This is a genomic window from Pseudoduganella sp. R-32 (assembly GCF_049913245.1).
Lineage (GTDB): Bacteria > Pseudomonadota > Gammaproteobacteria > Burkholderiales > Burkholderiaceae_D > Rugamonas.
Genome location: NZ_CP183987.1, coordinates 3,118,268 through 3,140,959 on the forward strand (window position 1 = coordinate 3,118,268; position 22,692 = coordinate 3,140,959).

14 protein-coding genes are annotated in these 22,692 nt (G+C 65.1%); 9 read left to right on the forward strand and 5 right to left on the reverse strand.

Annotation, left to right across the window (positions count from 1 at the left end; translation table 11 throughout):
- The first annotated feature begins 174 nt into the window (after nucleotides 1-174).
- The 3 genes from ACN9MU_RS14410 (at nucleotide 175) to ACN9MU_RS14420 (ending at nucleotide 6,336) form a co-directional block, all read left to right on the forward strand.
- Nucleotides 175-1,362, forward strand: coding sequence for a XylR family transcriptional regulator (locus ACN9MU_RS14410; RefSeq protein WP_426323183.1), 1,188 nt, complete (start codon nucleotides 175-177; stop codon nucleotides 1,360-1,362).
- Between the two features lie 51 nt (nucleotides 1,363-1,413).
- Nucleotides 1,414-3,795 (forward strand): VPS10 domain-containing protein, encoded by a 2,382-nt coding sequence (locus ACN9MU_RS14415; RefSeq protein WP_426337509.1) that lies wholly within the window; start codon nucleotides 1,414-1,416, stop codon nucleotides 3,793-3,795.
- Between the two features lie 192 nt (nucleotides 3,796-3,987).
- The gene (locus ACN9MU_RS14420) at nucleotides 3,988-6,336 is read left to right on the forward strand and encodes a dockerin (RefSeq protein ID WP_426344769.1); all 2,349 of its coding nucleotides are present in this window, start codon (nucleotides 3,988-3,990) and stop codon (nucleotides 6,334-6,336) included.
- Nucleotides 6,337-6,347: 11 nt separating this feature from the next.
- On the opposite strand, the gene ACN9MU_RS14425 is transcribed toward ACN9MU_RS14420, so the two are convergent.
- The gene (locus ACN9MU_RS14425) at nucleotides 6,348-7,904 is read right to left on the reverse strand and encodes a methyl-accepting chemotaxis protein (protein ID WP_426344770.1); all 1,557 of its coding nucleotides are present in this window, start codon (nucleotides 7,902-7,904) and stop codon (nucleotides 6,348-6,350) included.
- 251 nt (nucleotides 7,905-8,155) lie between these two features.
- Here ACN9MU_RS14425 and ACN9MU_RS14430 point away from each other — a divergent pair, with 251 nt between their 5' ends.
- Nucleotides 8,156-9,097, forward strand: a complete 942-nt coding sequence (locus tag ACN9MU_RS14430) for a substrate-binding domain-containing protein (RefSeq protein ID WP_426172197.1) — start codon at nucleotides 8,156-8,158, stop codon at nucleotides 9,095-9,097.
- 59 nt (nucleotides 9,098-9,156) lie between these two features.
- On the opposite strand, the gene ACN9MU_RS14435 is transcribed toward ACN9MU_RS14430, so the two are convergent.
- Complete coding sequence (locus tag ACN9MU_RS14435) at nucleotides 9,157-10,836, reverse strand: sodium:solute symporter family transporter (RefSeq protein WP_426171578.1); 1,680 nt, start codon at nucleotides 10,834-10,836, stop codon at nucleotides 9,157-9,159.
- Between the two features lie 341 nt (nucleotides 10,837-11,177).
- Between ACN9MU_RS14435 and ACN9MU_RS14440 the strand changes: the two genes are divergently transcribed.
- Nucleotides 11,178-12,011 carry a galactose-1-epimerase gene (locus ACN9MU_RS14440; protein WP_426323193.1) on the forward strand — a complete coding sequence of 278 codons (834 nt, stop codon included), beginning with the start codon at nucleotides 11,178-11,180 and terminating at the stop codon, nucleotides 12,009-12,011.
- Here the strand turns inward: ACN9MU_RS14440 and ACN9MU_RS14445 are convergent.
- Genes ACN9MU_RS14445 through ACN9MU_RS14455 form a run of 3 tightly spaced genes read right to left on the reverse strand, consistent with a single transcriptional unit; the run spans nucleotide 12,008 to nucleotide 16,867 of the window.
- A complete protein-coding gene (locus ACN9MU_RS14445) occupies nucleotides 12,008-13,603 on the reverse strand; it encodes a family 43 glycosylhydrolase (RefSeq protein WP_426337512.1) in 1,596 nt (531 codons plus the stop codon). The two genes, ACN9MU_RS14440 and ACN9MU_RS14445, sit on opposite strands and share 4 nt — an antisense overlap.
- Nucleotides 13,600-15,948 carry a TIM-barrel domain-containing protein gene (locus tag ACN9MU_RS14450; protein WP_426344771.1) on the reverse strand — a complete coding sequence of 783 codons (2,349 nt, stop codon included), beginning with the start codon at nucleotides 15,946-15,948 and terminating at the stop codon, nucleotides 13,600-13,602. Before ACN9MU_RS14450 ends, ACN9MU_RS14445 begins: the two co-directional genes overlap by 4 nt.
- 22 nt (nucleotides 15,949-15,970) lie before the next feature.
- Nucleotides 15,971-16,867: an alpha/beta hydrolase gene (locus tag ACN9MU_RS14455; protein WP_426323199.1), complete on the reverse strand. Its 897-nt coding sequence runs from the start codon at nucleotides 16,865-16,867 to the stop codon at nucleotides 15,971-15,973.
- Between the two features lie 182 nt (nucleotides 16,868-17,049).
- Between ACN9MU_RS14455 and ACN9MU_RS14460 the strand changes: the two genes are divergently transcribed.
- Genes ACN9MU_RS14460 through ACN9MU_RS14475 form a run of 4 tightly spaced genes read left to right on the forward strand, consistent with a single transcriptional unit; the run spans nucleotide 17,050 to nucleotide 22,685 of the window.
- On the forward strand, nucleotides 17,050-18,618 hold the full coding sequence (locus ACN9MU_RS14460) for a GH39 family glycosyl hydrolase (protein WP_426344772.1): 1,569 nt from the start codon (nucleotides 17,050-17,052) through the stop codon (nucleotides 18,616-18,618).
- Nucleotides 18,611-19,975: a glycoside hydrolase family 27 protein gene (locus ACN9MU_RS14465; RefSeq protein ID WP_426323203.1), complete on the forward strand. Its 1,365-nt coding sequence runs from the start codon at nucleotides 18,611-18,613 to the stop codon at nucleotides 19,973-19,975. Before ACN9MU_RS14460 ends, ACN9MU_RS14465 begins: the two co-directional genes overlap by 8 nt.
- Nucleotides 19,975-21,939: a sialate O-acetylesterase gene (locus ACN9MU_RS14470; RefSeq protein WP_426323205.1), complete on the forward strand. Its 1,965-nt coding sequence runs from the start codon at nucleotides 19,975-19,977 to the stop codon at nucleotides 21,937-21,939. The genes ACN9MU_RS14465 and ACN9MU_RS14470 overlap by 1 nt, the downstream gene beginning before the upstream one ends.
- A complete protein-coding gene (locus tag ACN9MU_RS14475) occupies nucleotides 21,936-22,685 on the forward strand; it encodes a polysaccharide deacetylase family protein (protein ID WP_426323207.1) in 750 nt (249 codons plus the stop codon). Before ACN9MU_RS14470 ends, ACN9MU_RS14475 begins: the two co-directional genes overlap by 4 nt.
- The last annotated feature ends 7 nt before the right edge of the window (nucleotides 22,686-22,692 follow it).

Sequence of the window (22,692 nt, forward strand, 5' to 3'; positions counted from 1 at the left end):
TTTTGAAGTGACCCAGACCAGGGGGCGTATCGCGCCACCCCGGCAAGACGGAGACAAAATGATGAAAACCATGTTTGGTATTATTGCCTGCAGCGCAATGCTGCAGGCGCGTGCAATTCGGTTCGATTTCGAAACGCCGGCTGGCATTTTGAATACTGCCTGGTGAGCCGGTTTATGAATACTTCAAAAGCGCACCGTATTGCCCTGTTATTCAACGCTAACAAGAGTTTTGACCGCGAGGTTATTTCCGGGGTCGCCGCATATCTTGGCAGCACGCGGGCGGCCTGGGATTTATTTCTGGAAGAAGATTTCCGCCTGCGCCTGGCCGGCATTGAGAATTGGCAGGGCGATGGCATTATTGCCGACTTCGACGATCCGGCAGTGGCGGCCGCACTGTCGCGCTGCAACGTGCCGGTGGTGGCGGTCGGCGGCTCCTACGCCGACGAGGCGGAGTACCCGCGCGGCATTCCCTACGTGGCGACCGATAACTTCAAGCTGATCAAATTGGCGCGCGACCACCTGATCGACGTCGGCCTGCACCGTTTTGCGTTGTTCAGCCTGCCCAAGGCCAGGGAAAACCGCTGGGCCCAGGAGCGCGAGACTGCGTTCCGCAGCCTGATGCAAGCCGATAGCATGGAGCCCGAAATCTTCCGCGGCTGCGAGACCAGCGCCTCGGCGTGGGACGAGTCGGTGGAGGGGCAGATCGCCTGGCTGCGCAGCCTGCCGAAGCCGGTCGGCATCATTGCCGTGACGGACGCGCGTGCGCGCCAGCTGCTGCAGGCTTGCGTCATCGCCGGCATTGCGGTGCCGGAGCAGGTGGCCATCATCGGCATCGACAACGACCCGCTGGTGCGCATGCTGACCCGCATCCCGCTCAGTTCCGTGATCCAGGGCGCGCAGGAAATGGGGCGCACGGCCGCCCACCTGCTGGACCAGATGCTGCATGGCGTGCGCCTGTCCAATACCCGCATCCTGATGCCGCCGGCCGGAATCAATGTGTTCGCATCCAGCCAGCACCAGGCGGTGCGGCACCCCCATGTCGCCCGGGCGCGGCATTTCATCCGCCAATACGCCTGCCAGGGCATCAAGACGCACCAGGTGGCCGAGTATGTCGGCGTCTCGCGTTCCTCGCTGGAAGCCTATTTCCGGCAGGAGCTGGGCTGCAGCGTGCATGACGTGATCCTGCAGTTCAAGCTCGATGCCGCCAAGGCCGGGCTGGAATGCGGCGAACGCAGTATTGCCGATGTGGCGCTGGAGTGCGGCTTTACGTCGACCCAGTACATGCACCTGGTGTTCAAGCGCGAACTTGGCTGTACGCCGAGGGCTTACCGCGACAGGGCGCTCGCGGTGGAGCCGCAGTAAGCCAAGGGCCTTCGGGCCCTTTTTTCAGGAAGTCCATTTTTTGAGATAGACATGAAACAGAAGAATATCTTTGCATTGACTGCAATTGCAGCTAGCCTGCTGGCCGCGTGTGGCGGCGGCGGATCGGCAGGGACGGCGCCCGCGTCCGCGCCGCAAACCACGGCACCGGCACAGCAGCCGCCGGCGAACCCGCCGGTGAATCCACCAGTGAACCCGCCGGCAGATCCTCCGGTGAATCCGCCGGAAGCGCCGGCCACTGGCGCAACCACCTGGTCGAGCGTCAAGTTCGGCGGTGGCGGCTACGTCACCGGCCTGGTCTTCCACCCGACGACTGCCAACCTGCTGTACGCCAGGACAGACATCGGCGGCGCCTATCGCTGGAACCAGGCTACGTCGTCCTGGACCCCGATCACCGACGGCCTGGGCTTCGGCGCGACCGAGAGCCGCTTCCATGGCATTGAAAGCATCGCCCTCGATCCGAACAACGACCAGCTGGTCTACATGGCCACCGGCATGTACACGTTTGAAGGCAACGGCCGCCTGTACATCTCCAGCGACCGCGGCGCCACCTGGACCCATGTCGACCTGCCATTCCCGCTGGGCGGCAACAATCCCGGCCGGGCCATGGGCGAACGCCTGATGGTTGATCCGAACAAGCCGTCCACGCTGTTCTTCGGCTCGCGCACGGCCGGCCTGTGGACGAGTGTCGATTCCGGCAAGACATGGGCGCAGGTCACCTCGCTGTCGCCGGTCAAAATGACCGCCGACCAGATCAGCGCAGCCGGCGGCGGAATGGGCGTTGAACTGGTGGTCTACGATACCGGGACCAAGGGCACCGGCACGGCGACCCAGACCATCTACACCGCCATCGCTCCGGACTATGCCAGCGTGGCGGGCCTGGGTTCGAACATGTACAAATCCATCAATGGCGGCGCGACGTGGACGCCGGTGGCAACGCCGGTATCCGGCTACCACATCCCGCACATGGTGCGCGCCGATGACGGCATGTTCTACGTGGTGTTCACCAAGGATACGGGCCCGGGCGCGGGCGGTCCCGGGCGCCTGTACAAATTCGACGGCTCCAACTGGACCCTGCTCAAGAGCGTCGATCCGCAAACCGGCACCAACTTCGGCCTGGGCGGCGTGTCCGTCCAGGGCAGCGGCGCCACGACCCGCATCGCACTGGGCGTGACCAACTCCTGGGGCAACTGGAACGGCCAGCAGATCGTCCAGCTGTCGGACGACGCGGGCAAGAACTGGCGCGAAATCGAAGCGACCATGCCGGGCGAAGTCGCATCGGGCTGGGTCGACGACGTCGAGATCGACCCGGCCAACCGCGACCACATCCTGCACGTGCACGGCGGCGGCATCGTCGAGACCAGGAACGCATCCTCGTCCACGCCAAGCTGGCAAGGCGTCATTGGCGGAATCGAGGAGACCGCCACGCTGTCGCTCGCGACACCGCCGGCCGGCGCGCCGTACATCCTGATCAACAGTGCAGGCGACGTCGGCACCTGGGTCGACACGAACCTCGCGGCCACGCCAACGCTCAATCCTGGCCTGGGCTGGAGCAACGGCAACGCGGCCGACATGGCGTGGGCCGATCCGCTGTACATCGCCGGCATCGGCGTGGTCAATTCGACCAGCACGGCTGCCGGCTTCTGGTCGGGCGATGGCGGCAAGACCTGGTCCAGGTTTGCGAGCCTGCCCGCTGGCGCCGCGCAGAACACCAGCAGCGAAGCGAGCGTCGCGGTCACCGTGCGCAACAAGGCGGTCGTGTCACCGGCCAATTCGGTGCCGTCCTACACCACGGATAACGGCGCAAGCTGGAATGCGACCAACCTGCCGCCGCTGCCCAATGTGGCGCCAGGCTGGAACCGCGGCTACCACCTGGCTGCGGACCGCAAAAACCCGAACAAGGTCTATGCCTACGATTCGGGCGGCGCAACCTGGGGCACGGCGGGCAAGGTCTACGTCTCGACCGACGGTGGCCACAGCTTCACGCTGAGCCAGGGCTCGGTGGATGCCAAGCTTGGTCCTAACAGCTGGGGGGCAACGTCGTTGGCGGTGAACCCCAACGCAGAGGGCGATATCTGGCTGGCGGACGGCAGTGCCCTGTACCACTCGCTGGATTCCGGGGCCACCTGGACCAAGCTGGCGGCCTTCACGCCCGCAGCGGGTGCACAAGGCGCCACCCTGGTTGCGCTGGGCAAGGCAGCGAGCGGCGCCAGATATTCGGCGGCGGTATACGTGGTCGGCGTGGTCGGCGGCGTATGGGGCGTGTACCGCTCCGACGACGGCGGCGCCAGCTGGAAACGCTTTAACGATGACGCGCACCAGTTCGGCGGCATCGGCGTGATGGCGGCCGACCAGAACATCTACGGCCGGATCTACGTCAGCGGCACCGGGCGTGGCCTGATCTACAGTAACTGAAGGAGCCGGGCCGGCGGCTGGCAGCTGCCGCCGCCCGCCCGGAATAACACTGGCACGCCGACTTCTTCAAATTTCAGCAGAACACAAGCGCTCGACACGAAACTTCTATTCGAAAAAAACTGCTCTCAGTAGTCTGGGTTGGCCGCTATCGGCCACATTCAACCACAAATCCATTTCTTGGAGGAGCAGACAATGAAAGTGCATTGCAAGAAGTATTACGCCGGGCTCGCGCTGCCGGCCTTGTTGGCGACGCTGCTGGCCGGCTGCGGCGGCAGTCAGGAAAGCGGGACGCCTGCGGTCAGCACCGCGGCCACCAGCCAGGTCTCGGCAGCCGGCCTGGCTGCCGCCAGCTGGACCAGCGTCAAATGGGCCGGCGGCGGCTACGTCACCGGCCTGGTCTACCATCCGGTCAACTCAAGCCTGCTGTACGCCCGCACCGACGTTGGCGGCATCTACCGCTGGAACGCCAGCGATTCGCGCTGGATACCGCTGACCGACGGCATCGGGTTCGGCGGCGGCGACAGCCGCTTCCATTGCGTGGAGAGCCTGGCCCTCGACCCGAGCAACGACCAGCGCATCTACATTGCCACCGGCGACACCACCAGGCAGGGCGCCAATGGCCGCCTGTACATTTCCAGTGACCGCGGCAACAGCTGGACCTGGGTCAGCCTGCCGTTCATGGTGGGCGGCAACGATACCGGCCGGGCGATGGGCGAGCGCCTGAAAGTCGATCCGACCAATCCATCGATTCTGTTCTACGGCACCCGCACTGCGGGACTGTGGCAGAGCAGGGACGCGGGCCGGACATGGGCCCAGGTCACGGGGCTGTCGTCCACCACGATCAGCGGCAGCAACCCGCCGATCGGGGTCGAGCACCTGATGTTCGACAACTCGAAAGTGGGCGGCGGCGAGACGACCTGGATCATGTACGCCGCCATCGCGCCCGATTATGCCAACGCGGCGGGCCTGACCTCGGTCCTGTACAAGTCCGTCAACGGCGGCTTCTCGTGGACGCCGGTCCCGGTCCCGGCCCCGGTGGCCGGCTACCACATCCCGCACGTGGTGCGCGCCGCCGACGGCAACTACTATATGGTGTTCAACAAGAACGCCGGCGAAGGCCCCGGCGGGCCGGGCTACCTTTACCGGTTTGGCGGCGTGGTCTTCAACGAGAACTGGACCCTGCTCAGCAGCAGCACCACAGGCGGCTATAGCGGCGTCTCGGTCCATGGCACGGGGCCGAACGCCCGTATTGTGCTGGGTGTGACCGGCACCTGGGGCGACAATCCCGGCCAGGTCACCCAGCTGTCCGACAACGGCGGCAGCACCTGGCGCGAAATCGAGGCAAACATGCCGCATCTGGGCTCCACCGGCAACGGCTACTCGGGCTGGAACGATACCACCGTGATCGACCCTGCCAACCGCGACCACATCATGCACGTGCACGGTGGCGGCATCTGGGAAACCACCAACGCTTCCTCGGCAACGCCAAGCTGGAGCGCCAAGGACAATAACCTGGAGGAGACCGCGACCCTGGCCCTCGTCACGCCGCCGGCCGGCGCGTCCTATAAGTTCATCAACAGCGCGGGCGATATCGGCACCTGGATCAATACCGACCTGGCGGCGCGGCCGACCAGGGGGCCCATGAACTGGTGGAGCAATGGCAACTCGGCCGACATGGCCTGGTCCGATCCGCAATACATCGCAGCGAACGGTGTCGACAATGCGAACAACCACGTCGGCGTTGGCCACTGGTCCGGCGACGGCGGCAATACCTGGGCGAAGTTTGCAACCTTGCCTGCCGGCGCTACGACCGGTACCGACAGTTCGTCCAACCTCGCCGTCACCACGCGCAACAACGTGGTCTGGGCGCCCAACGACGCGGTACCTTCCTACACTACCAATAACGGCGCAAGCTGGACTGCGACCAACCTGCCGGCGAAACCGGCAGTCGGGGTCCCGCGCAGCTACCTGCTGAAGGCCGATCGCAAGAACCCGAACAAGGTCTACGCCTATGATTCGGGCGGCGCCTGGTGGAACCAGTGGTCGGATAGCGCGCACTTCTGGTATTCAAGCGACGGCGGCAAGACGTTCACCGAACGCGCCGCGTTCAAGGCGGCCAGCCCAATGCTGACGTCCTTCAACAATACGTCGATGGCAGTGAACCCGAACGCGGAAGGCGATGTCTGGCTGGCCGACGGCAATACGGTGTACCACTCGCTCGACGCGGGCGCCAGCTGGACCAAGCTGACCGCCTTCTCTTCGATCTGGGGCAGCAACCAATGGCCCGACGTGCAGGGCGCCACCGTGGTAACCCTGGGCAAGGCGGCTCCCGGTGCGTCGTATTCGGCCGCGGTCTACGTGGTGGGCGTGATCAATGGCGTGTGGGGCGTGTACCGCTCCGACGACGCCGGCGCCACCTGGTCGCGCTTCAACGACGACGCGCACCAGTATGCCGGCATCTTCCACATGGCGGGCGACTGGAACACTTACGGGCGCGTCTACGCATCCGGCAACGGCCGCGGCGTGTTGTACACCAACTAAGCTGCCAGGCCCTAGTGGCCGGACGCCGAACGGTAGCCGATGCGGAACCCGCCCCAATGCCTGCCGTTGACGTAGATCGGGGCGGACAAGTCGTGCATCACCTCGCCGGTGTCGCGCTTGTAGGTCTGCAGCAGGTAAGGCTTGGTGTTGGCCCCGCAGCGCGAGCCGGTGCGGTCGTTGAAGATGCGCTTGGTGCGGTTGTTGACAAGGTCGGTGGCGTAGTCGCCGGTCAGGGGCTGCGAAAACTTCTTGTTGTGAGTCGGGAAGTAGCCGTTGTTGTCGACCGCGCCGGCAAAGGCCAGCTGCGGCATGGCCTTTAATAGCGCCTCCTGCAAAGCGGGCAAGACGCGGTCGGTGAACTTGTCGAAGGCGCTATGGTGCTTGGGCGGGTTGGTATCCGGGATTGGAACGTAGCGGCGGTCGAACAGCGCAGCCTCGCTGATCTCGCCGCTGGCGATGGCTTTTTCGAACAGTTTGCCGACATCCCTGGCAGCTTGCTGCGCGACGGCGCGGATCGCGTCATGCGCGGTGGCGGCGTTGCTTTCCGTGGTGGCTTCGAACAAGGACTCGGCGCGTTCGGCCAAGGCCTGCGCGGAGCTGGCCGCGCGCGGCAACTCGGCCTGCATGCCCAGCATGCCGTCGCGGATCTGGCCGATGGCCTCGGCAATGTGGCGCGTCGATGCGGCATGCTCGCGCGAGGCCAGCGCGATCTTGTGGATTTCGCCGTGCGATTCGGCGGCGCAGCGTTCGATCGTGCTGAAGCTGGCGTGCACGCGTTCCACTTCCACCGCTGCTTGGGCGACCTTGCCTGTGAGCGAGGCCATGCCGGACGAGGCCCGCTCGGCCTCCGCCAGGATCGCGGTCACCTTGTGGCCGATGTCGGCCGTGGCTTCGGCCGTGCGCTGGGCCAGCTGGCGCACTTCGCCGGCTACCACCGCGAAGCCGCGGCCATGCTCGCCGGCGCGCGCTGCTTCGATGGCCGCATTGAGCGCCAGCAGGTTGGTGCGCGTCGCGATTTCGGTGATCACCGCCGTGATGCCGTGGATGCTGCGCGATTTTTCCTGCAGGGCATCCATCAATTGTGAGGCAGCCTGCGCGTTGCCGCGCGCATCGCTGATCTGTTGCAACCCCTGGTCCACCGCGCCGCGCCCGGCCACGCTCTCGCGCCGCACCATGGTGGCGACCTCGGATGCCCGCTCGGCGTTGGCTGCGATTTCCTCCATTTCGCTGGCGCTGGACGCGGACCGGGCGGCGATCTGGTTGGTCGACTCGACGTCTCCGGAAATCCGCTTCCTGATCGAATCGACGAAGTAGGAGGTCTCTGCCGCACCGATCATGATGGTGTCGATTTCGCCCGCCACCTTTCCTGCCAGCGCATTCTGCTGCGTGCTGCCGTTGCGCAGCAGCAGCACGCTGGCGCCGGCACTGCCCAATGCCGCCAGGCTGGCCAGGGGGAGGGGCGCCAGTGCGGCGCCGGCCGCCCAAAAGCAGGCCATGGCGGCGGCAACGCCTGCAAGGGTTGCCACGGCGGGTGCGCCGATGCGGTGAAGCGGGAGGGGATTGTTCATGGCTATGCCGCGCTATCGGTTGTGGTTTTTATGGACGGACCTGTCTCTATCTTCATTTTCGGGACGAAACTTACGGTGTCCTTACATCATTGAAATTTGTATTGCCGTAAATACATGAGCGACCGGGGAAACGGTCTGTTTGCTCGCTCGACGGCTGGCTATGGCGCCCGCCAATGTATAGACTTCAAGAGTACGCAACGTGAACGGCAGGATGTATGGGATTGCCAATGCGGAGACGGTGCTTGTCGCTTGTGCTTGGGATGGCGGTTGCGGCCGCTTGCCTGGCCGAAGGCGCCTGGGCGGCTGGCGCGGAAGTCAACGTCGTGTTCATTCCCAAGTCGCGCGACCAGGAATTCTGGACCTTCATGCGGGACGGCGTGGACCGGGCCATCCGCGAGGCGGACGGCGTCAAGGTTGCGTTGACCTGGCGCGGGCCAGCCTACAACGACCAGGTCGATGTGCAGATCAAGCTGCTGCAGATGTACACCTCGCCGACGGTCGATGCGATCGTCCTGGCGCCGACCGATCGTGTTCGGCTGGTGGAGCCGGTCAGGCGGGCGGCAGCCATGGGAATCAAGGTGATTGTGGTCGATTCGGCGCTCGATGGCCGCGACTACCAGAATTTCATCGCGACCGACAATCACGCGGCCGGCGCACTGGCTGCGCAGCGCCTGGCGGCATTGCTTGACGCGCAAGGCGAGGTACTGATATTGCGAACGGTCGCCGGCAGCGCGTCGACCGACCAGCGCGCCGATGGTTTTGTGGAGTATCTGAGGAAGCATGCGCCGAAGGTCAGGATTGTCGCGGACGAATATGTCGGCGCCAGCCGCGGCAAGGTGTTCCACGAAGCAGGGCAGCTGTTGCAGCGCTTTCCGGCGGTGGACGGCATCTTTGCCGTGAACGAATCGTCGAGCGACGGCATGCTGCGTGCGTTGCGCCAGGCGGGCCTGGCCGGCAAGAAGAAGTTCGTAGGCTTTGACTCGACCACCTTCCTGCTGGATGGCCTGGAGCAGCAGGAAATCCACGGCCTGGTGGTCCAGGACCCGCGCCGGATGGGATATATGGGGCTCAAGGCGGCGCTGGCTGCGGTGAATAAAACCCCCATGGAGCCGCGCACCATTCTCATCGACGGGGTCATGGTGACCCTGGAAAATTACCGGAAGCCGGAAATTCGCGCGCTGCTGGTGCCGTGACTGCCAGTAGGCCGAGACCCAGGGTGTGCACCCAAGGGGTGCGCACCCCGGAGCCGGTGTTACCACCAGGCGCCGTAGATGGTTGCCAGTGCCACGCAGATGACGGCGGAGCCGAGCGTGAATGCACCGTCAACGCGGAACAGGGACGTATCGACATGCAGGTGGTGCTGGTGCGCGCCATCGCGCTTGGCTTCGGCCATCTTGCTGATCACCACCATGCCGGCGATCACGAACCAGAACACGATGAACATGCGGTCCAGGAACGGGATTTCAGGAATGCCGGCTGCGTTGGCCTTGGCAAAGCCGATCGGCACCAGGAAGGACAGGTTCATCATCTCCGGCAGGAACTTGAGGATGATCGAGCCCACCAGGCCGCCCAGGGTGGCAAACATCGCCGCACCGGAGGTGGTTTTCTTCCAGAAGAAGCCCATCAGGAACATGGCCAGGATGCCAGGCGAGACGAAACCGGTGTATTCCTGGATGTACTGGAAGCCGCCTTTCTTGTCGATGCCCAGCAGCGGGGCGATCAGCACGGCCAGGGCCATGGCCACCACCACGCTGACGCGGCCGATCCACACCATGCGCTGCTCGGTGGCCTGCTTGTTGAAGGTCTTGTTGTAGATATCCAGGGTGAAGATGGTGGCGATGCTGTTTGCCTTGCCGGCCAGCGAAGCCACGACAGCGGCGGTCAGGGCGGCAAACGCCACGCCTTTCAGGCCGGGCGGCAGCAGGTTAAGCAGCACAGGATAGGCGCGGTCCGGATTCAGCTCGCCGCCCTGGCGCATGGCGTCGCCCAGGGCGCCGGACTTGTCCAGCGCATAAGCGGCAATACCTGGCAGCACCACGATCACCGGCATCAGCAGCTTGAGGAAGGCGGCAAACAGCAGGCCTTTGCGGGCCGTCGGCAGGTCGGCGCCCAGGGCGCGCTGGGTGATGTACTGGTTGCAGCCCCAGTAGTTCAGGTTGACGATCCACATGCCGCCCAGCAGCACGGACAGGCCCGGCAGGTCCATGTAGTTCGGGTCATCGCGCTTGAGCACCATGTTGAAGTGCTCGCCGGCCCGCACGAACAGGTCGGAGAAGCCCGCCATGGCGCCTTGCTTGCCGCCCAGTGCCGCCACCAGGTCGAGCGCCAGCCAGGTGGTCACCAGGCCGCCGACCACCAGGCAGGCCACCTGCACCACGTCGGTGTAGCCGATCACCTTCATGCCGCCCAGGGTGATGATGGCGGCGAATACGGCGAGGAACAGCATGCAGGGCAGCAGGGCGATGCCGGACAGGCTGGAGATCGCCAGGGCGCCGAGGTAGAGGATGGAGGTCAGGTTGACCACCACGTACAGGCCAAGCCAGAACAGGGCCATGGTGGTGGCGACCGCCTTGCCGTAGCGCTGTTCGAGGAACTGCGGCATGGTGTAGATGCGGTTTTTCAGGTACACCGGCATGAAGAACACGGCCACGATCACCAGGGTGGCGGCCGCCATCAGCTCGTAGACCGCGATGGCCATGCCGATCTTGTAGCCGGAGCCGCTCATGCCGATGAACTGCTCGGCCGAGATGTTGGAGGCAATCAGCGAAGCGCCGATCGCCCACCAGGTCAGCGAGCCTTCCGCCAGGAAGTAGTCATGCGAAGCCTGGCCGGAACTGTTTTGCTTGCGGCGGTAGATCCAGATGCCGTAGCCGGCAACGGCAATGAAGTAAATCAGGAAGACGATCAAGTCTACGGTTGAAAAGGTACTCATGCGGTGCTCACAAAGTAGGTTGTCTCTGGCCTGGCGCGCGTGGGCGGCGCACCGGCCTGTTTTTGGAATCGGTATCGGAAGATCGTAGGCGAAGGGGCCTTGCCATTTCCAATAACACTTTTGCGTTCAGCTATATCAAATTTGACATATGACGGCGGATCTTGCCCGTCTCCCCGAGGCTGCGCTGGCATTATTGCCGATTCCGGGGCGCCGGAAACCCCCTTGCAGCGCTCTTGGCCAGAATCGTTCGATGGCTTGGTGATTTTAGTAATTGAATCGCCATGCGCCGGATTGCAGAATGGCATGGTGCCAATGGTGTGCACAGGAAGCCCGATCTTTTAATGATGACCAAACGTTTTTCAGGCACCGCGCCCGAGGCGGACGAATACCGCTTGTTTACACTCAGGAACGCCAGCGACATGGTGGCGACGATTACCGAACGCGATGCCGCCTTGTGGTCCTGGCGGGCGCCAGACCGCTATGGCCGCATGGCCGACGTGCTGCTGGCGCCCAAGGGCGCTGCCAACCCGGTGCTGTGGCAGGGACGCCACGCAGACGGCGGCGTGACGCTGTTGCGCACGGGAGGCGGCGGCGCGGTGGCCCAACTGGCGAAATACCGGCTGGACGATGACGGCTGCCTGAGCGTGGAGCATGAAGTGGTGGCCATGGCGCCCACGCCGCTCGACCTGGCAGCCTGGCCGACCTTCAACCTGAACGGCGGCATCGCCGATGTCGGCGACCATATGGTGCAGATCGATGCCGACTACTACGTGGAGGTGGACGCGGACGGCATGCCTTCCGGCGTGGCGGCGGTGGCCGGGACGGCGTTCGACTTCCGCCAGCCGGCGCCGATCGGGGCGCGCCTGCGCTGGCCCGACAGCCAGATCTGCGGGCGGGGCGGTTTCAACCATAGCCTGTTCGTGCGCAGCCATTTTGCCGGCGGCCAGGGGCCGCTGCGCACCGTGGCCCGCATCGTCGATCCGGGATCGGGGCGCTGCCTGCAGGTCCAGACCACCGAGGCTGCCGTGCAGTTCCGCGCCGGCCACCAGGGCGGTTTCAGCGTCGAGGCGCAAGCCCGTCCCGAGCTTGCCAGCGCGGCCTGGCCGCACGTGATCGTGTCGCCAGGGCAGGTCTACCGGCAGACCACGGTCTACCGGCTCACGCTGCAGGCCTAGGCCGGTTTCAGGCCGCGGTAGGTGAACTGCCGCGCCCTGACTTCGCCGGCGCCGGCGCTGTAAATGCCGACCTTGAGACTCATGAAGCCGCCGAACACATTGTGGTGGAAGCCCGACACTTCCATTTGCCATGGATGCCGGGTCCAGGCCACGCCGTCGCTGGAGTAGTGGAAGGTGATGATATTGGCGCGGTTCGCCAGCCGGATGTGGATGGTCCGCGCCGCGATTTTCTGCCGCATCCAGCGTTGCTCTTCGCTGTAGTGGTGGGTGAACATCTCGGTGGGGCTGAAGCCGATGCCGCAGTAGCCGCGCTGGCTGTAGTACAGCAGCAGGCCGCCTTGCCCGCCTTCCGCAATATCGAGCACCACCGACACTTCGTAATCGCGGTCGCCGACGATGCAGGTGAGGGGCGAGCAATCGGCCGGCGAACTGCCCTTGCCCTTGATGACCAGCCCCTTGCCGTCGTACCGGGCGCGCCGCATTTCCTCGGGGCCGGGCGCGAAGAAGCTCCACTGGACGCCGAACCTGTTGCTGGAAAAGTCGTCGGACAGCGCCTGGCCGGCCGGCGAGGCGCTGCCGCCTTTCGGCTTGTGCAAGGGCTTGTCCAGCGAGCCGCCGCGTGCACGGAACCAGCCGTCGCCGGTCCATTCAATGGGTTCGAGGATGGCCTGCCGGCCCAGCGTGCGGAAGCCGTTTTCGTAGGCGTGGTAAATCATCCACCAGTCGCCGCCAGGTCCTTCGACAATGCTGGCATGGCCGCGCGACCACCAGGGTTCGTCGGCGCTGCGGGTGCGGACGATGGGGTTGCCGGGGCAGTCCTGCCAGGGACCGTGGATGGAACGCGAGCGCGCCACCGTGACCATATGGCTGGTGGGCGGGCCTGAGGTGCCGCCGACGGCGGCCACCAGGTAAAACCATTCGCCGCGCCGGAACAGCTTGGGCCCCTCGGGAGCGAACATCTCCACCACCCAGTTTTCCGGATAGCGCCAGGGATGGTAGACGTGTTCCAGCGCGCCGACTGTGGACAGGCCGTCGTCCGCCAGCGCGATGCGGCGCACGCCGTTGAAGAACAGGTAGCGCTTGCCGTCTTCGCCGACCGCGTGGCCGGGGTCGATGCAGCCTTGCAGCCTGAGGTCGACGGGGTCGCTCCAGGGGCCGCGGATATTGTCGGCATGGATCACGAAGATCCTGTCGTCGGCCGGGATGTACAGGAAGTAGCGGCCGCCATGCTTGACCAGGTCCATTGCCCACACCGAGCCGATCGGCCTGGTCAGCGCGGCGCAGATGGGCGCCCAGTTGACCAGGTCGCGCGAATGCCAGATCACGGCGCCGGGGTAGGAGTAGAAGGACGAAAACGTCATGTAGTAATCGTGGCCGTCCTTCAGGATGGTGGGATCGGGGTGGTCGCCGGGCACGATCGGGTTGATGAACAGGCCGTTGCCAAGGTCCGCCTTGCGCTGGCCTTCGGTGCCGTAGGCGGGCTGCAGGGCCGAGCCGGGGCGGCCGCACGGCGCCGCGCCGGCCAGGGGCGCGGTTGCCGCGCCGGCCCCGGCCAGGGCCAGCTTGAGCAGGCTGCGGCGGTCCCGGCTCATTTGCCCACTACTTTGGTGATGGCCGGCGACTTGCGCGACAGCTCGCTGTCGCCGCTCACGGCCAGGCGGCCGGCCGCGTCGTTCCATGCCAGTTTCGCCAGCATGCCCTTGCCTTTTTCGTAGTCGTACGAGACGCCATCGTCGTCATACAGGGCGAACTGGCCATCCTTGCCGGGGTATACCCGGATTTCGGCGATCGCCTGCTTGCTGGCGGTGGACTGGATGTCGGAGCCCAGCGGCACGATGGAGCCGGCGCGCACAAAGACCGGGATCTGGTCGATCGGCGCGGCGACGCGCACCCAGCGCCCGCCGGCCAGCTTCTCGTTGGTCCAGAAGTTGTACCAGTCGCTGCCGGCCGGCAGGTAAACGTCTTTCTCGGTCTGCCCCTGCTCGGTCACCGGGGCGACCAGGAAGGCGGGACCGAACATGTACTGGGTGCCGATATTGGCCACCTGCGGGTCGCTCGGGAAGTCCATCCACAAAGGGCGCATGAACGGCGCGCCGTTGTCCCAGGTGGCTTTGGCCTGGCTGTAGATGTAGGGGATCAACTGGTAGCGCAGGCGGTCGTAGCGCGCCATGATGGTTTCGGCCTGCTGGCCGAACTCCCAGATTTCCGCGTGCTTGCGGTCGCCGTGCAGGCGCAGCGTGGGCAGGAAGGTGCCGTACTGGAACCAGCGGGTGAGCAGTTCCGGATAGTCGTGGTTCTGGCCGATGGTTGCTTCCGCGCCGCGCGGATCGACCAGCGGCGCCCTGGTGGCCTTGGTCGATTGCGGCAGCCATTGCCAGCCGCCGATGTCGTTGCCCCAGTAGGCGATGCCGGAGGCGGTCATGTTCAGGCCCGTTGGCACCTGGCGCGCCAGCGCTTCCCACGAAGGGTGGACGTCGGAAGACCAGAACAGGGCGCCGGTGCGCTGCGAGCCGAGGTAGGCCGCGCGCGACAGGATCATGGCGCGCTTGTTCGGCTTCCAGGCGCGCATGCCTTGCTGTACGCCTTCCACGTGCAGCAGCGGGAACAGATTGCGATAGCGGTCGCCGCTGCCGATCGAGTAGAAGAAGCCATCCGGCACCAGGTCCGGTTCGGTCTCGTCCAGCCATGGGTAGTCGAAGCCTTGCGACAGGATGTTGTCGCGCACGCGCTCCCAGAACCACTGGCGCGCGGCCGGGTTGGTGGCGTCGATCAGGGCGCCAGTGCGGTCGGAGCGGAAGGGCAGGCCGTCGACGGTCTTGCCGTCCTTGTCCTTCAGGAAGTAACCCTTGGCATCGAGTTCATTGAAGTAGCGGCCTGAGGATTCGAAGCGCGGCCACACCGAGACGATGGACTGCATGCCCAGGTCGTGCAACTCCTTGTTCATGGCGGCAGGGGCCGGGTACTGCGCCGGGTCGATGTCGAGCTGGCCCATGCGGGTCCAGTAGAACCAGTCGACCACCATGATATCGAGCGGGTATCTCTTCTGGCGATAGGTGTTCGCCACGCGCAGCACTTCCTGCTGGCTGTCGTAGCGGGCCTTGGACTGGATCAGGCCGAAAGCCGCCTTGGGCGGGATCGGGGTCTTGCCGGTGACGCGGGCGTAGCCGGAATAGATTTCCTCCGGCGTGCTGCCGGTGATGACGAAGAAGCTGACACGTTCGCCGACGTTGGACTGGAAGGAGGTGCGGCCGTTGACGCCGGCGACGAAGCGGGTGGCCGAGGGGTTGTCCCAGACGATGCCGTAGCCCTTGGACGAGACCATGAACGGCACGCACACGGTTTCGCCGGCAGGGGCGTCATACCAGTGCTTGCAGTCGAGGACGCGGCCGCGCAGGTCCAGCGGGCCGGTCGACTCCTGGTTTTGGCCCATGCCGTAGTAATGCTCGTCGGCCGGGGCGCTGAAGCTGGCGCCGGCCTGGTAGGTCTTTTCGGTGTTGACGGTCTGCGGCGACAGCTCCCAGCCAGTCATGTCGAGCACCAACTCGCCCTTTGCGTTGCGGACCTGCAGCGCCACCGGCGCCAGTTGCGGCGCGAAGTATTTTTCCGACTGGGACGGCACGCGCGGCGGCGGCGCCGGGGCGATGCGCAGGTTCAGCGCCGGGGAGGTGAAGCTGTCGCCGTCCTTGCCGCTGGTATGGCGAAAGGCTGCATTGTCCGCATTCCTGGGCAGGATGCCGAAGCCGGGGCCTTTCAGCGCCTCGGCCTTGTCGGCGGCGATGGTGATATGGACGACGTTCGGGCCGTAGGCTTCTACCGAGACCCAGGCGCCATTGCGGTCGAGGGTGGTGATCGGCGCTGCGGCGGCCATGCCGGCGGCGCCGAGTGCGGCGGCGGAAACTGCGGCCGCCATGGTCCGGCGCTTGTAATGCACGTTCATTGATGCTCCTGTGTTGTCGATGTTATGGAATCAGTTTCCGGTCGCGCAGCCATTCTTCGGCGCGGCGCGTCCAGTTGGTGGCAGTCCCGTTCCCGGTGCGCATGGCCATGCCGTGGCCGCCGTGTTCGAAGATGAACATTTCGGCCGGCACCTTGGCGCGTGTCAGGGCCTGGAAGTACAGGATGCTGTTGTCGGCCGGGACCAGGCCGTCATCCTGCGAGTGAATCAGCAGGGTGGGCGGGGTCGCGGCGCTGACCTGTTTTTCCACCGACATGAGCTGGACCATGGCTGCGGATGGCTTGGCGCCCAGCAGGGCGTCGCGCGAGCCGGCGTGGACAGCCGGCGCTTCCATCGTGATCACGGGGTACATCAGGATGGCGAAATCGGGACGGGCGCTGACGGCATCGAGGGGGCCGCCGGTACGGCCGGCAGGGTGGTTGAACAGGGTGGAAGCGCTGGCGGCGAGGTGTCCGCCGGCCGAACTGCCCATCACGCCGATGCGGTCCGGCGCGATGCCGTACTTCGCCGCCTGCGAGCGCACCAGGCGGATCGCGCGCAGCACGTCCTGCAAGGGGGCGGGGTGGCCGTAGTCGGCCAGGCGGTACTTCAGGACGAATGCGGTGATGCCAAGGCTGGACAGCCACTGGGCATACTGCTGCCCTTCGCGCGTATTGGACAGGAACTGGTAGCCGCCGCCGGGGCAGATGATGACGGCGGTGCCTGAAGGGCGGTCGAAGGCGGCCGGGTAGACCGCCAGCGTCGGCTGGCTGACGTTGCTGATGCGCTCTCCGTCGACCTTCTCGGGGCCGGCCTGCGCGTGCGCGTTGGGCACGCCTTCAGGCCAGACTGGGATGACGCTGGTTTGCGCGAGCGCGCCGTTTGCGGCCACGAAGAACACGGCCAGGATCCAGGATCGCATGGTCTTTTTATCCTACGTTGTGATAAACCAGGCCATCTTTGCAGACTGCCCGAGGCGCTGCAATTATGAAAATCACCGAGCCGCTGAATGATTTACCGCAAGAGGCGTGCCAGCTGTTCCCGCGACGATTTTGCAGTGCTAGCATCGCCCGGTCTATCAGTCGAAATGAGGAGCATGGAAGGATGAATCACCTGCAACGTATAGGTCTCGCAGCACTGGGCGCGGCCTGCTTTGTCACCACCGCTGCCAGCGCGGCGCCGCGCAAGGTGGTGCTCGATGCGGCGAGGGCGGAGCAGCCGCTTGACCGCTTCTTCGACCTGTCGGTCGGTTCCGATTACCCGGGCACGCTGCGGCGCGACGACAGCATGGCGCAGCTGAAGACCCTGGTGGACGAAACCGGCTTCCGCTACATCCGCTTCCATGCCATCTTCCACGACGTGCTGCAGACCGTGAAAAAGGAGAATGGAAAGCTGGTCTACGACTGGAGCGGCATCGACAAGCTGTACGACGACCTGTTGGCGCGCAAGATCAAGCCTTTCGTCGAACTGGGGTTCACGCCCAAGGCGCTGGCCACATCGAACGCGAAGATCTTCTACTGGGAAGGCAATACCTCGCATCCCGAGCTGAAAGGCTGGCGCGACCTGGTGACGGCGTTCGTCAAGCATTGCCAGCAGCGCTACGGCGAAGCGGAAGTGCGCAGCTGGTTCTTCGAAGTGTGGAATGAGCCGAACCTGGACGGCTTCTGGGAGCACGCCGACCAGAAAGCATACTTCGAGCTGTACGACGTGACCGCAAAGGCGATCAAGGCGATCGATCCGGCCCTGCGTGTGGGCGGCCCTTCCACCGCAGGGGCGGCCTGGGTGCCCGAGTTCCTCGACCATGTTTCGAAGAGCGGCGCAGCAGTCGATTTCGTGACCACGCACACCTATGGCGTGGACAGCGGCTTCCTGGACGAGAAGGGCGTGGAGGATACCAAGCTGTCGCCGTCGCCCGACGCCATCATCGGCGACGTGCGCCGCGTGCGCGGGCAGATCGCCGGGTCGAAGTATCCGCAGCTGCCGCTGTATTTCACCGAATGGAGCACCAGCTACAACCCGCGCGACAAGGTGCATGATTCCTACATCGGCGCCGCCTACATCCTGAGCAAGCTGAAAGGAACCAAGGGCCTGGTGCAGGGCATGAGCTACTGGACCTACACCGACCTGTTCGAGGAACCGGGGCCGCAGAACAAGCCCTTCGACGGCGGCTTCGGCCTGATGAATCCACAAGGCGTGCGCAAGGCGCCGTACTTCTCGTACAAATACCTGCATGCCTTGAGCGGCAAGGAGATTCCGGTCAAGGATGGCCAGGTGATGGCGGCCACCGACGGCAAGGCAATGCGCGCCGTTGTCTGGGACTTCCAGCAGCCGAAGCAGGACTTGAGCAACCGCTCCTTCTACAGCCGCGTGCAGCCGGCCAAGCCATCGGAACCCGCCGAGGTGCAGTTCCGCCATGCGCAGTCTGGCAAGTACCGCCTGCAGGTGCGCCGTACCGGCTTCAAGGCCAACGATGCCTATACCGCCTACCTGGAAATGGGCGCGCCCGACAAGCTGACAGCGGCGCAGCTCGAACAACTTAACACCCTGACCAAAGACGCGCCCGAGACAGACCGAGTGGTCACGGTCGGCAAGTCAGGTTCTTTCAATTTCAAGGTACCGATGCGCAGCAATGACGTGGTACTGGTGACACTGGAGCCTATTCCCCATGATTGACCTGTCCCGCCGCACACTGCTGGCCACTTCCGTTGCCGCAGCAGCTTCGGCTGCACTCCCTGCCGTGGCGTTCGCGGCTGTTCCCCAGGCCGTGCGCCGCAAACCGCTGGCGCCGACGCCGCCGATGGGCTGGAACAGCTGGAACTCTTTTGCCACCACCATCACCGAAGCCCAGGCCCTGGAAAACGCTCGCATCATGGTGCAGAAACTGCTGCCGTCGGGCTACGACATCTTCACGGTCGATATCCAGTGGTATGAACCGAACGCCAACAGCTATGAATACCGCAAGGACGCCGAGCTGACCATGGACGAATACGGGCGTCTGCTGCCTGCTCCCAACCGCTTCCCGTCGGCGGCGCAGGGCAGGGGCTTCAAGGCCCTGGCCGACCAGATGCACCGCATGGGGCTCAAATTCGGCATCCACGTCATGCGCGGCATCCCGCGCCAGGCGGTGCGCAGGAATACCCCGATCCTCGGCACGCGCTGGCACGCGCAGGATATAGCCGACACCAAGGCTGTCTGCGAATGGAATGGCGACATGTACGGTATCGACATGAGCAAGCCTGGCGCGCAGGAATACTACGACTCGATCTTCAAGCTGTATGCCTCGTGGGGCGTGGATTTCGTGAAGATGGACGACATGTCGCGGCCCTATGACCGCAACTGGCCCGAAGTCGAAGCCGCGCACAAAGCCATCCAGGCTTCCGGGCGCGCCATCACGCTCAGCCTGTCGCCCGGCGAGATGGACCTGCGCTGGGCCGCCCACGTTCCGCACTACGCGCAGATGTGGCGCATTTCGGACGACTTCTGGGATGAATGGAAGCTGCTGAAAGAGCAGTTCCAGCGCCTTGAAAACTGGAATCCGACCATGGCGGAAAATTCCTGGCCCGATGCGGACATGCTGCCCCTCGGCCGGCTGGCGATGAATACGCGCGACACGAAATTCACGCCGGACGAGCAGCAGACGCTGATGACACTCTGGAGTATCGCGCGCTCACCGCTCATCATGGGCGGCGACCTGCGGCACCTGGACGCGCCGACCCTGGCCTTGCTGACCAACCCGGAAGTGCTGGCCGTGAACCAGAAGAGCCGCGACAATCGCCCGCATCGCGCCGACGCCGGCACCCGCATCTGGACCGCCCGGCCGAATGGCTCCGACCGCGCTTGGTACCTGGCCCTGTTCAATACGGAAGATGCCCCGGTGGAGATTGACTTCGACCTGTCCCGCCTGGACCTCGGCGGCAAGAGCGTCGCAGTGCGCGACCTGTGGCGGCGCGCCGATCTCGGGCAGGTGCGGGGTCGTATCCGCCAGGCCTTGGCTCCGCATGCGTCGGTATTCCTGCGCGTGGGTGCCTGATGAAAGCTCCCAGCTTCAAGCTGCTTGCAAGCATAGGTGCAATGGCGCTCGCAGCAGGCGCTCCAGCGCTTGCGGAGGCCGCGGCGCCGGCTTTTGCCGGGATATTCAGCGACCACGCGGTCCTGCAGCGCGGCCAACCGGTTACGGTGTGGGGTAAAGCCGACCCCGGGGCCGTGCTGACGGTACGGCTGGGCAGCCAGGCGGTGCAAGCCAGCGCGGACAGCGCCGGCAAATGGCGCGCCGAAATGCCGGGCATGGAAGCCGGCGGCCCCCATACGCTGAGCGTGAGCTCGAACGGCGGCGGCAGCACCCTGGACGACATCATGATCGGCGATGTCTTCCTGTGCGGCGGCCAGTCGAACATGGAACTGGCGGTGGCCAATGCCACCAATGCGCCGATGGACATTGCGTACTCCGCCAATCCGAACATTCGCTTCGCCAATATCGTGCGCCACAGTTCCGCCGTCCGCGTCGACGATTTCAGTGAAGCCCCGAAGTGGCAGGTGGCGGGACCGCAAAGCACCGGCCAGGCCTCCGCGGTATGTTATTACATGGCGCGCGCGCTGCAGCGCCAGTACAGCGTGCCGGTGGGCTTCGTCAACGCCAGTTGGGGCGGCAGTTCGATCCAGAGCTGGATCAGTGGCCCGTCGATGGGCAAGTTGCCCGCATACCGCCAGGCGCTCGATGTGGTCGCCGCTTACGGAACCGATGTGGCGGCGGGAATGAAGGCCGAGGAGCAGCGCCAGGAGGCGTGGTGGGACAAGGCAGATCCGGCTGCGCGAGCACAGCGCGCGTGGTCCCGGCCCGGCTTTGACGACAGCCGTTGGCCGGCCATGGAAGTGGGGCGGCGCTGGAGCGAGTCCGGCATCGACGCGATCAGCAAGCATCGCGGCGTGGCCTGGTTCCGCACCACGGTCGAACTGGATGCGCGGCAGGCCGGCGCAGTCACGCAGCTGCTGCTTGGGCAGATCGCCACGGCCGACACGACCTGGGTCAACGGCGTGCGGGTCGGCGGATTGACCAACTGGTGGGCGGGGCGCGAATACGCCGTGCCGAAGGGCGTGCTCAAACCCGGCAAGAACGTCATCGCGGTACGGGTGTTGGACGACGATAATGGCGGTGGCCTGGTCAGCCCGCCGGACCAGCGCATGCTGCGCACGGCGGACGGCGCACGGATTCCCCTGCCTTTGCGCTGGAAGTACCAGCTTGGCTCCCACGTGAACGCATCGCAGCCGCCAACGCCGTGGGAGCCGCCGACCAGCCTGACAACCCTGTACAACGGCATGATCGCACCGCTGCAAGGCTACAGGTTCAAGCTGGTGGCGTGGTACCAGGGCGAGGCGAACGCCGGAGCAGCCCAGGAGTACCGCACTTTGCTGCCGCTGCTGTTTGAGGACTGGCGCCGGACGTTTTCCCAGCCGGAGTTGCCATTCCTGGTCGCCCAGCTGACTGCATTCGGATCGGTGTCAACCAGGCCGGGCAATTCGGGGTGGGCCGAGCTGCGTGAAGCGCAATCGGTGGTGGTACGGAACGACCATCACGCAGGGCTGGCAGTCACGTTCGATTATGGCGACCGCTCCGATATTCACCCGGCGCAGAAAAAGATCGTCGGGGAGCGCCTGGCGCGGGCCGCCCGGGCCGTTGCCTATGGCGAGAAGGTTTCGCCAGGCGGACCGGAGGCGGTGTCGGCCAGCCGCAGCGGAGCCGACATCCTGGTGCGCTTCGTCAACACCAATGGCGGCTTGAGGACATACTCCTCCGACACCGCAATCGGCTTTGAAGTGTGCGGGCCGGCGGCGTGCCGGTATGCGCAGGCGACGGCAGAGGGCGACACGGTGCGGCTGAAGGACGCCGCGACCGCTGCCGTGAACAAGGTGCGCTACGCCTGGGCTGATGCGCCTTTCGTCAACCTGTTCAGCGCTGACGATATCCCCGCCAACGCCTTTGAAATGGAGCTCCAATGATGCGCGCCGCACTTCGGGCCGTCCTGCTGCTGTGGGCCGCCGCCGGGACGGCGTCCGCCTGCGCACCGGATGCCCTGGGCACTGCGCGCGTCCTGACGCTCAAGCGCGAACATGCGCGCTACGGGACGGCCCAGTACGGTCCCTTGCCTTTGCAGAAGGGCGAAGTGGTCCTGACCTTCGACGACGGCCCGGTGCCTGGGGCAACCGACAAGGTACTGCAGGCGCTTGCGCAGCAATGTACCCAGGCGACCTTTTTCATGACCGGCGCCAACCTGTCGAAGTATCCGGAACTGGGTTTGCGCGTCGAGCGTGCCGGCCATGCCGTGGCGCTGCACAGCTTTGCCCACCCGTCGCTGAAATCGATGGCCGGCGCCGAACAACTGGCGGATCTTGAATTGGGGACGCAGGCTTTCACGCGCGTATTCGGCCATGTACCTGCGGCATACCGGTTTCCATACCTGGAAGAGACGCCGCCTATCCTGGCTGCCCTCAAGGATCGGGGTGTGACGGTGGCATCGGTCGACCTGGGCATTGATGACTGGGCGCCCAATGACATGCGCGTCGATTCCATGGTGGCGCGGCTGCTGGACCGCCTCAAACAGGCCGGCGGCGGCATCATCCTGATGCATGACGCGAACGGCCCAACGGGCGATGCGCTGCCGGCGATGCTAAAGGCAATCCGTGACAACGGCTACAAGGTCGTGTCGCTGCGCTGGGAAGACAGCGCAGGCTTATCTACTCCTTAAAAAGTGT

Bases quoted from the DNA above. Each gene is read 5' to 3' on its own strand.
- ACN9MU_RS14410 (WP_426323183.1), top strand. From the start codon at position 175: ATGAATACTTCAAAAGCGCACCGTATTGCCCTGTTATTCAACGCTAAC.
- ACN9MU_RS14415 (WP_426337509.1), top strand. From the start codon at position 1,414: ATGAAACAGAAGAATATCTTTGCATTGACTGCAATTGCAGCTAGCCTG.
- ACN9MU_RS14420 (WP_426344769.1), top strand. From the start codon at position 3,988: ATGAAAGTGCATTGCAAGAAGTATTACGCCGGGCTCGCGCTGCCGGCC.
- ACN9MU_RS14425 (WP_426344770.1), bottom strand. From the start codon at position 7,904: ATGAACAATCCCCTCCCGCTTCACCGCATCGGCGCACCCGCCGTGGCA.
- ACN9MU_RS14435 (WP_426171578.1), bottom strand. From the start codon at position 10,836: ATGAGTACCTTTTCAACCGTAGACTTGATCGTCTTCCTGATTTACTTC.
- ACN9MU_RS14440 (WP_426323193.1), top strand. From the start codon at position 11,178: ATGATGACCAAACGTTTTTCAGGCACCGCGCCCGAGGCGGACGAATAC.
- ACN9MU_RS14445 (WP_426337512.1), bottom strand. From the start codon at position 13,603: ATGAGCCGGGACCGCCGCAGCCTGCTCAAGCTGGCCCTGGCCGGGGCC.
- ACN9MU_RS14450 (WP_426344771.1), bottom strand. From the start codon at position 15,948: ATGAACGTGCATTACAAGCGCCGGACCATGGCGGCCGCAGTTTCCGCC.
- ACN9MU_RS14455 (WP_426323199.1), bottom strand. From the start codon at position 16,867: ATGCGATCCTGGATCCTGGCCGTGTTCTTCGTGGCCGCAAACGGCGCG.
- ACN9MU_RS14460 (WP_426344772.1), top strand. From the start codon at position 17,050: ATGAATCACCTGCAACGTATAGGTCTCGCAGCACTGGGCGCGGCCTGC.
- ACN9MU_RS14465 (WP_426323203.1), top strand. From the start codon at position 18,611: ATGATTGACCTGTCCCGCCGCACACTGCTGGCCACTTCCGTTGCCGCA.
- ACN9MU_RS14470 (WP_426323205.1), top strand. From the start codon at position 19,975: ATGAAAGCTCCCAGCTTCAAGCTGCTTGCAAGCATAGGTGCAATGGCG.
- ACN9MU_RS14475 (WP_426323207.1), top strand. From the start codon at position 21,936: ATGATGCGCGCCGCACTTCGGGCCGTCCTGCTGCTGTGGGCCGCCGCC.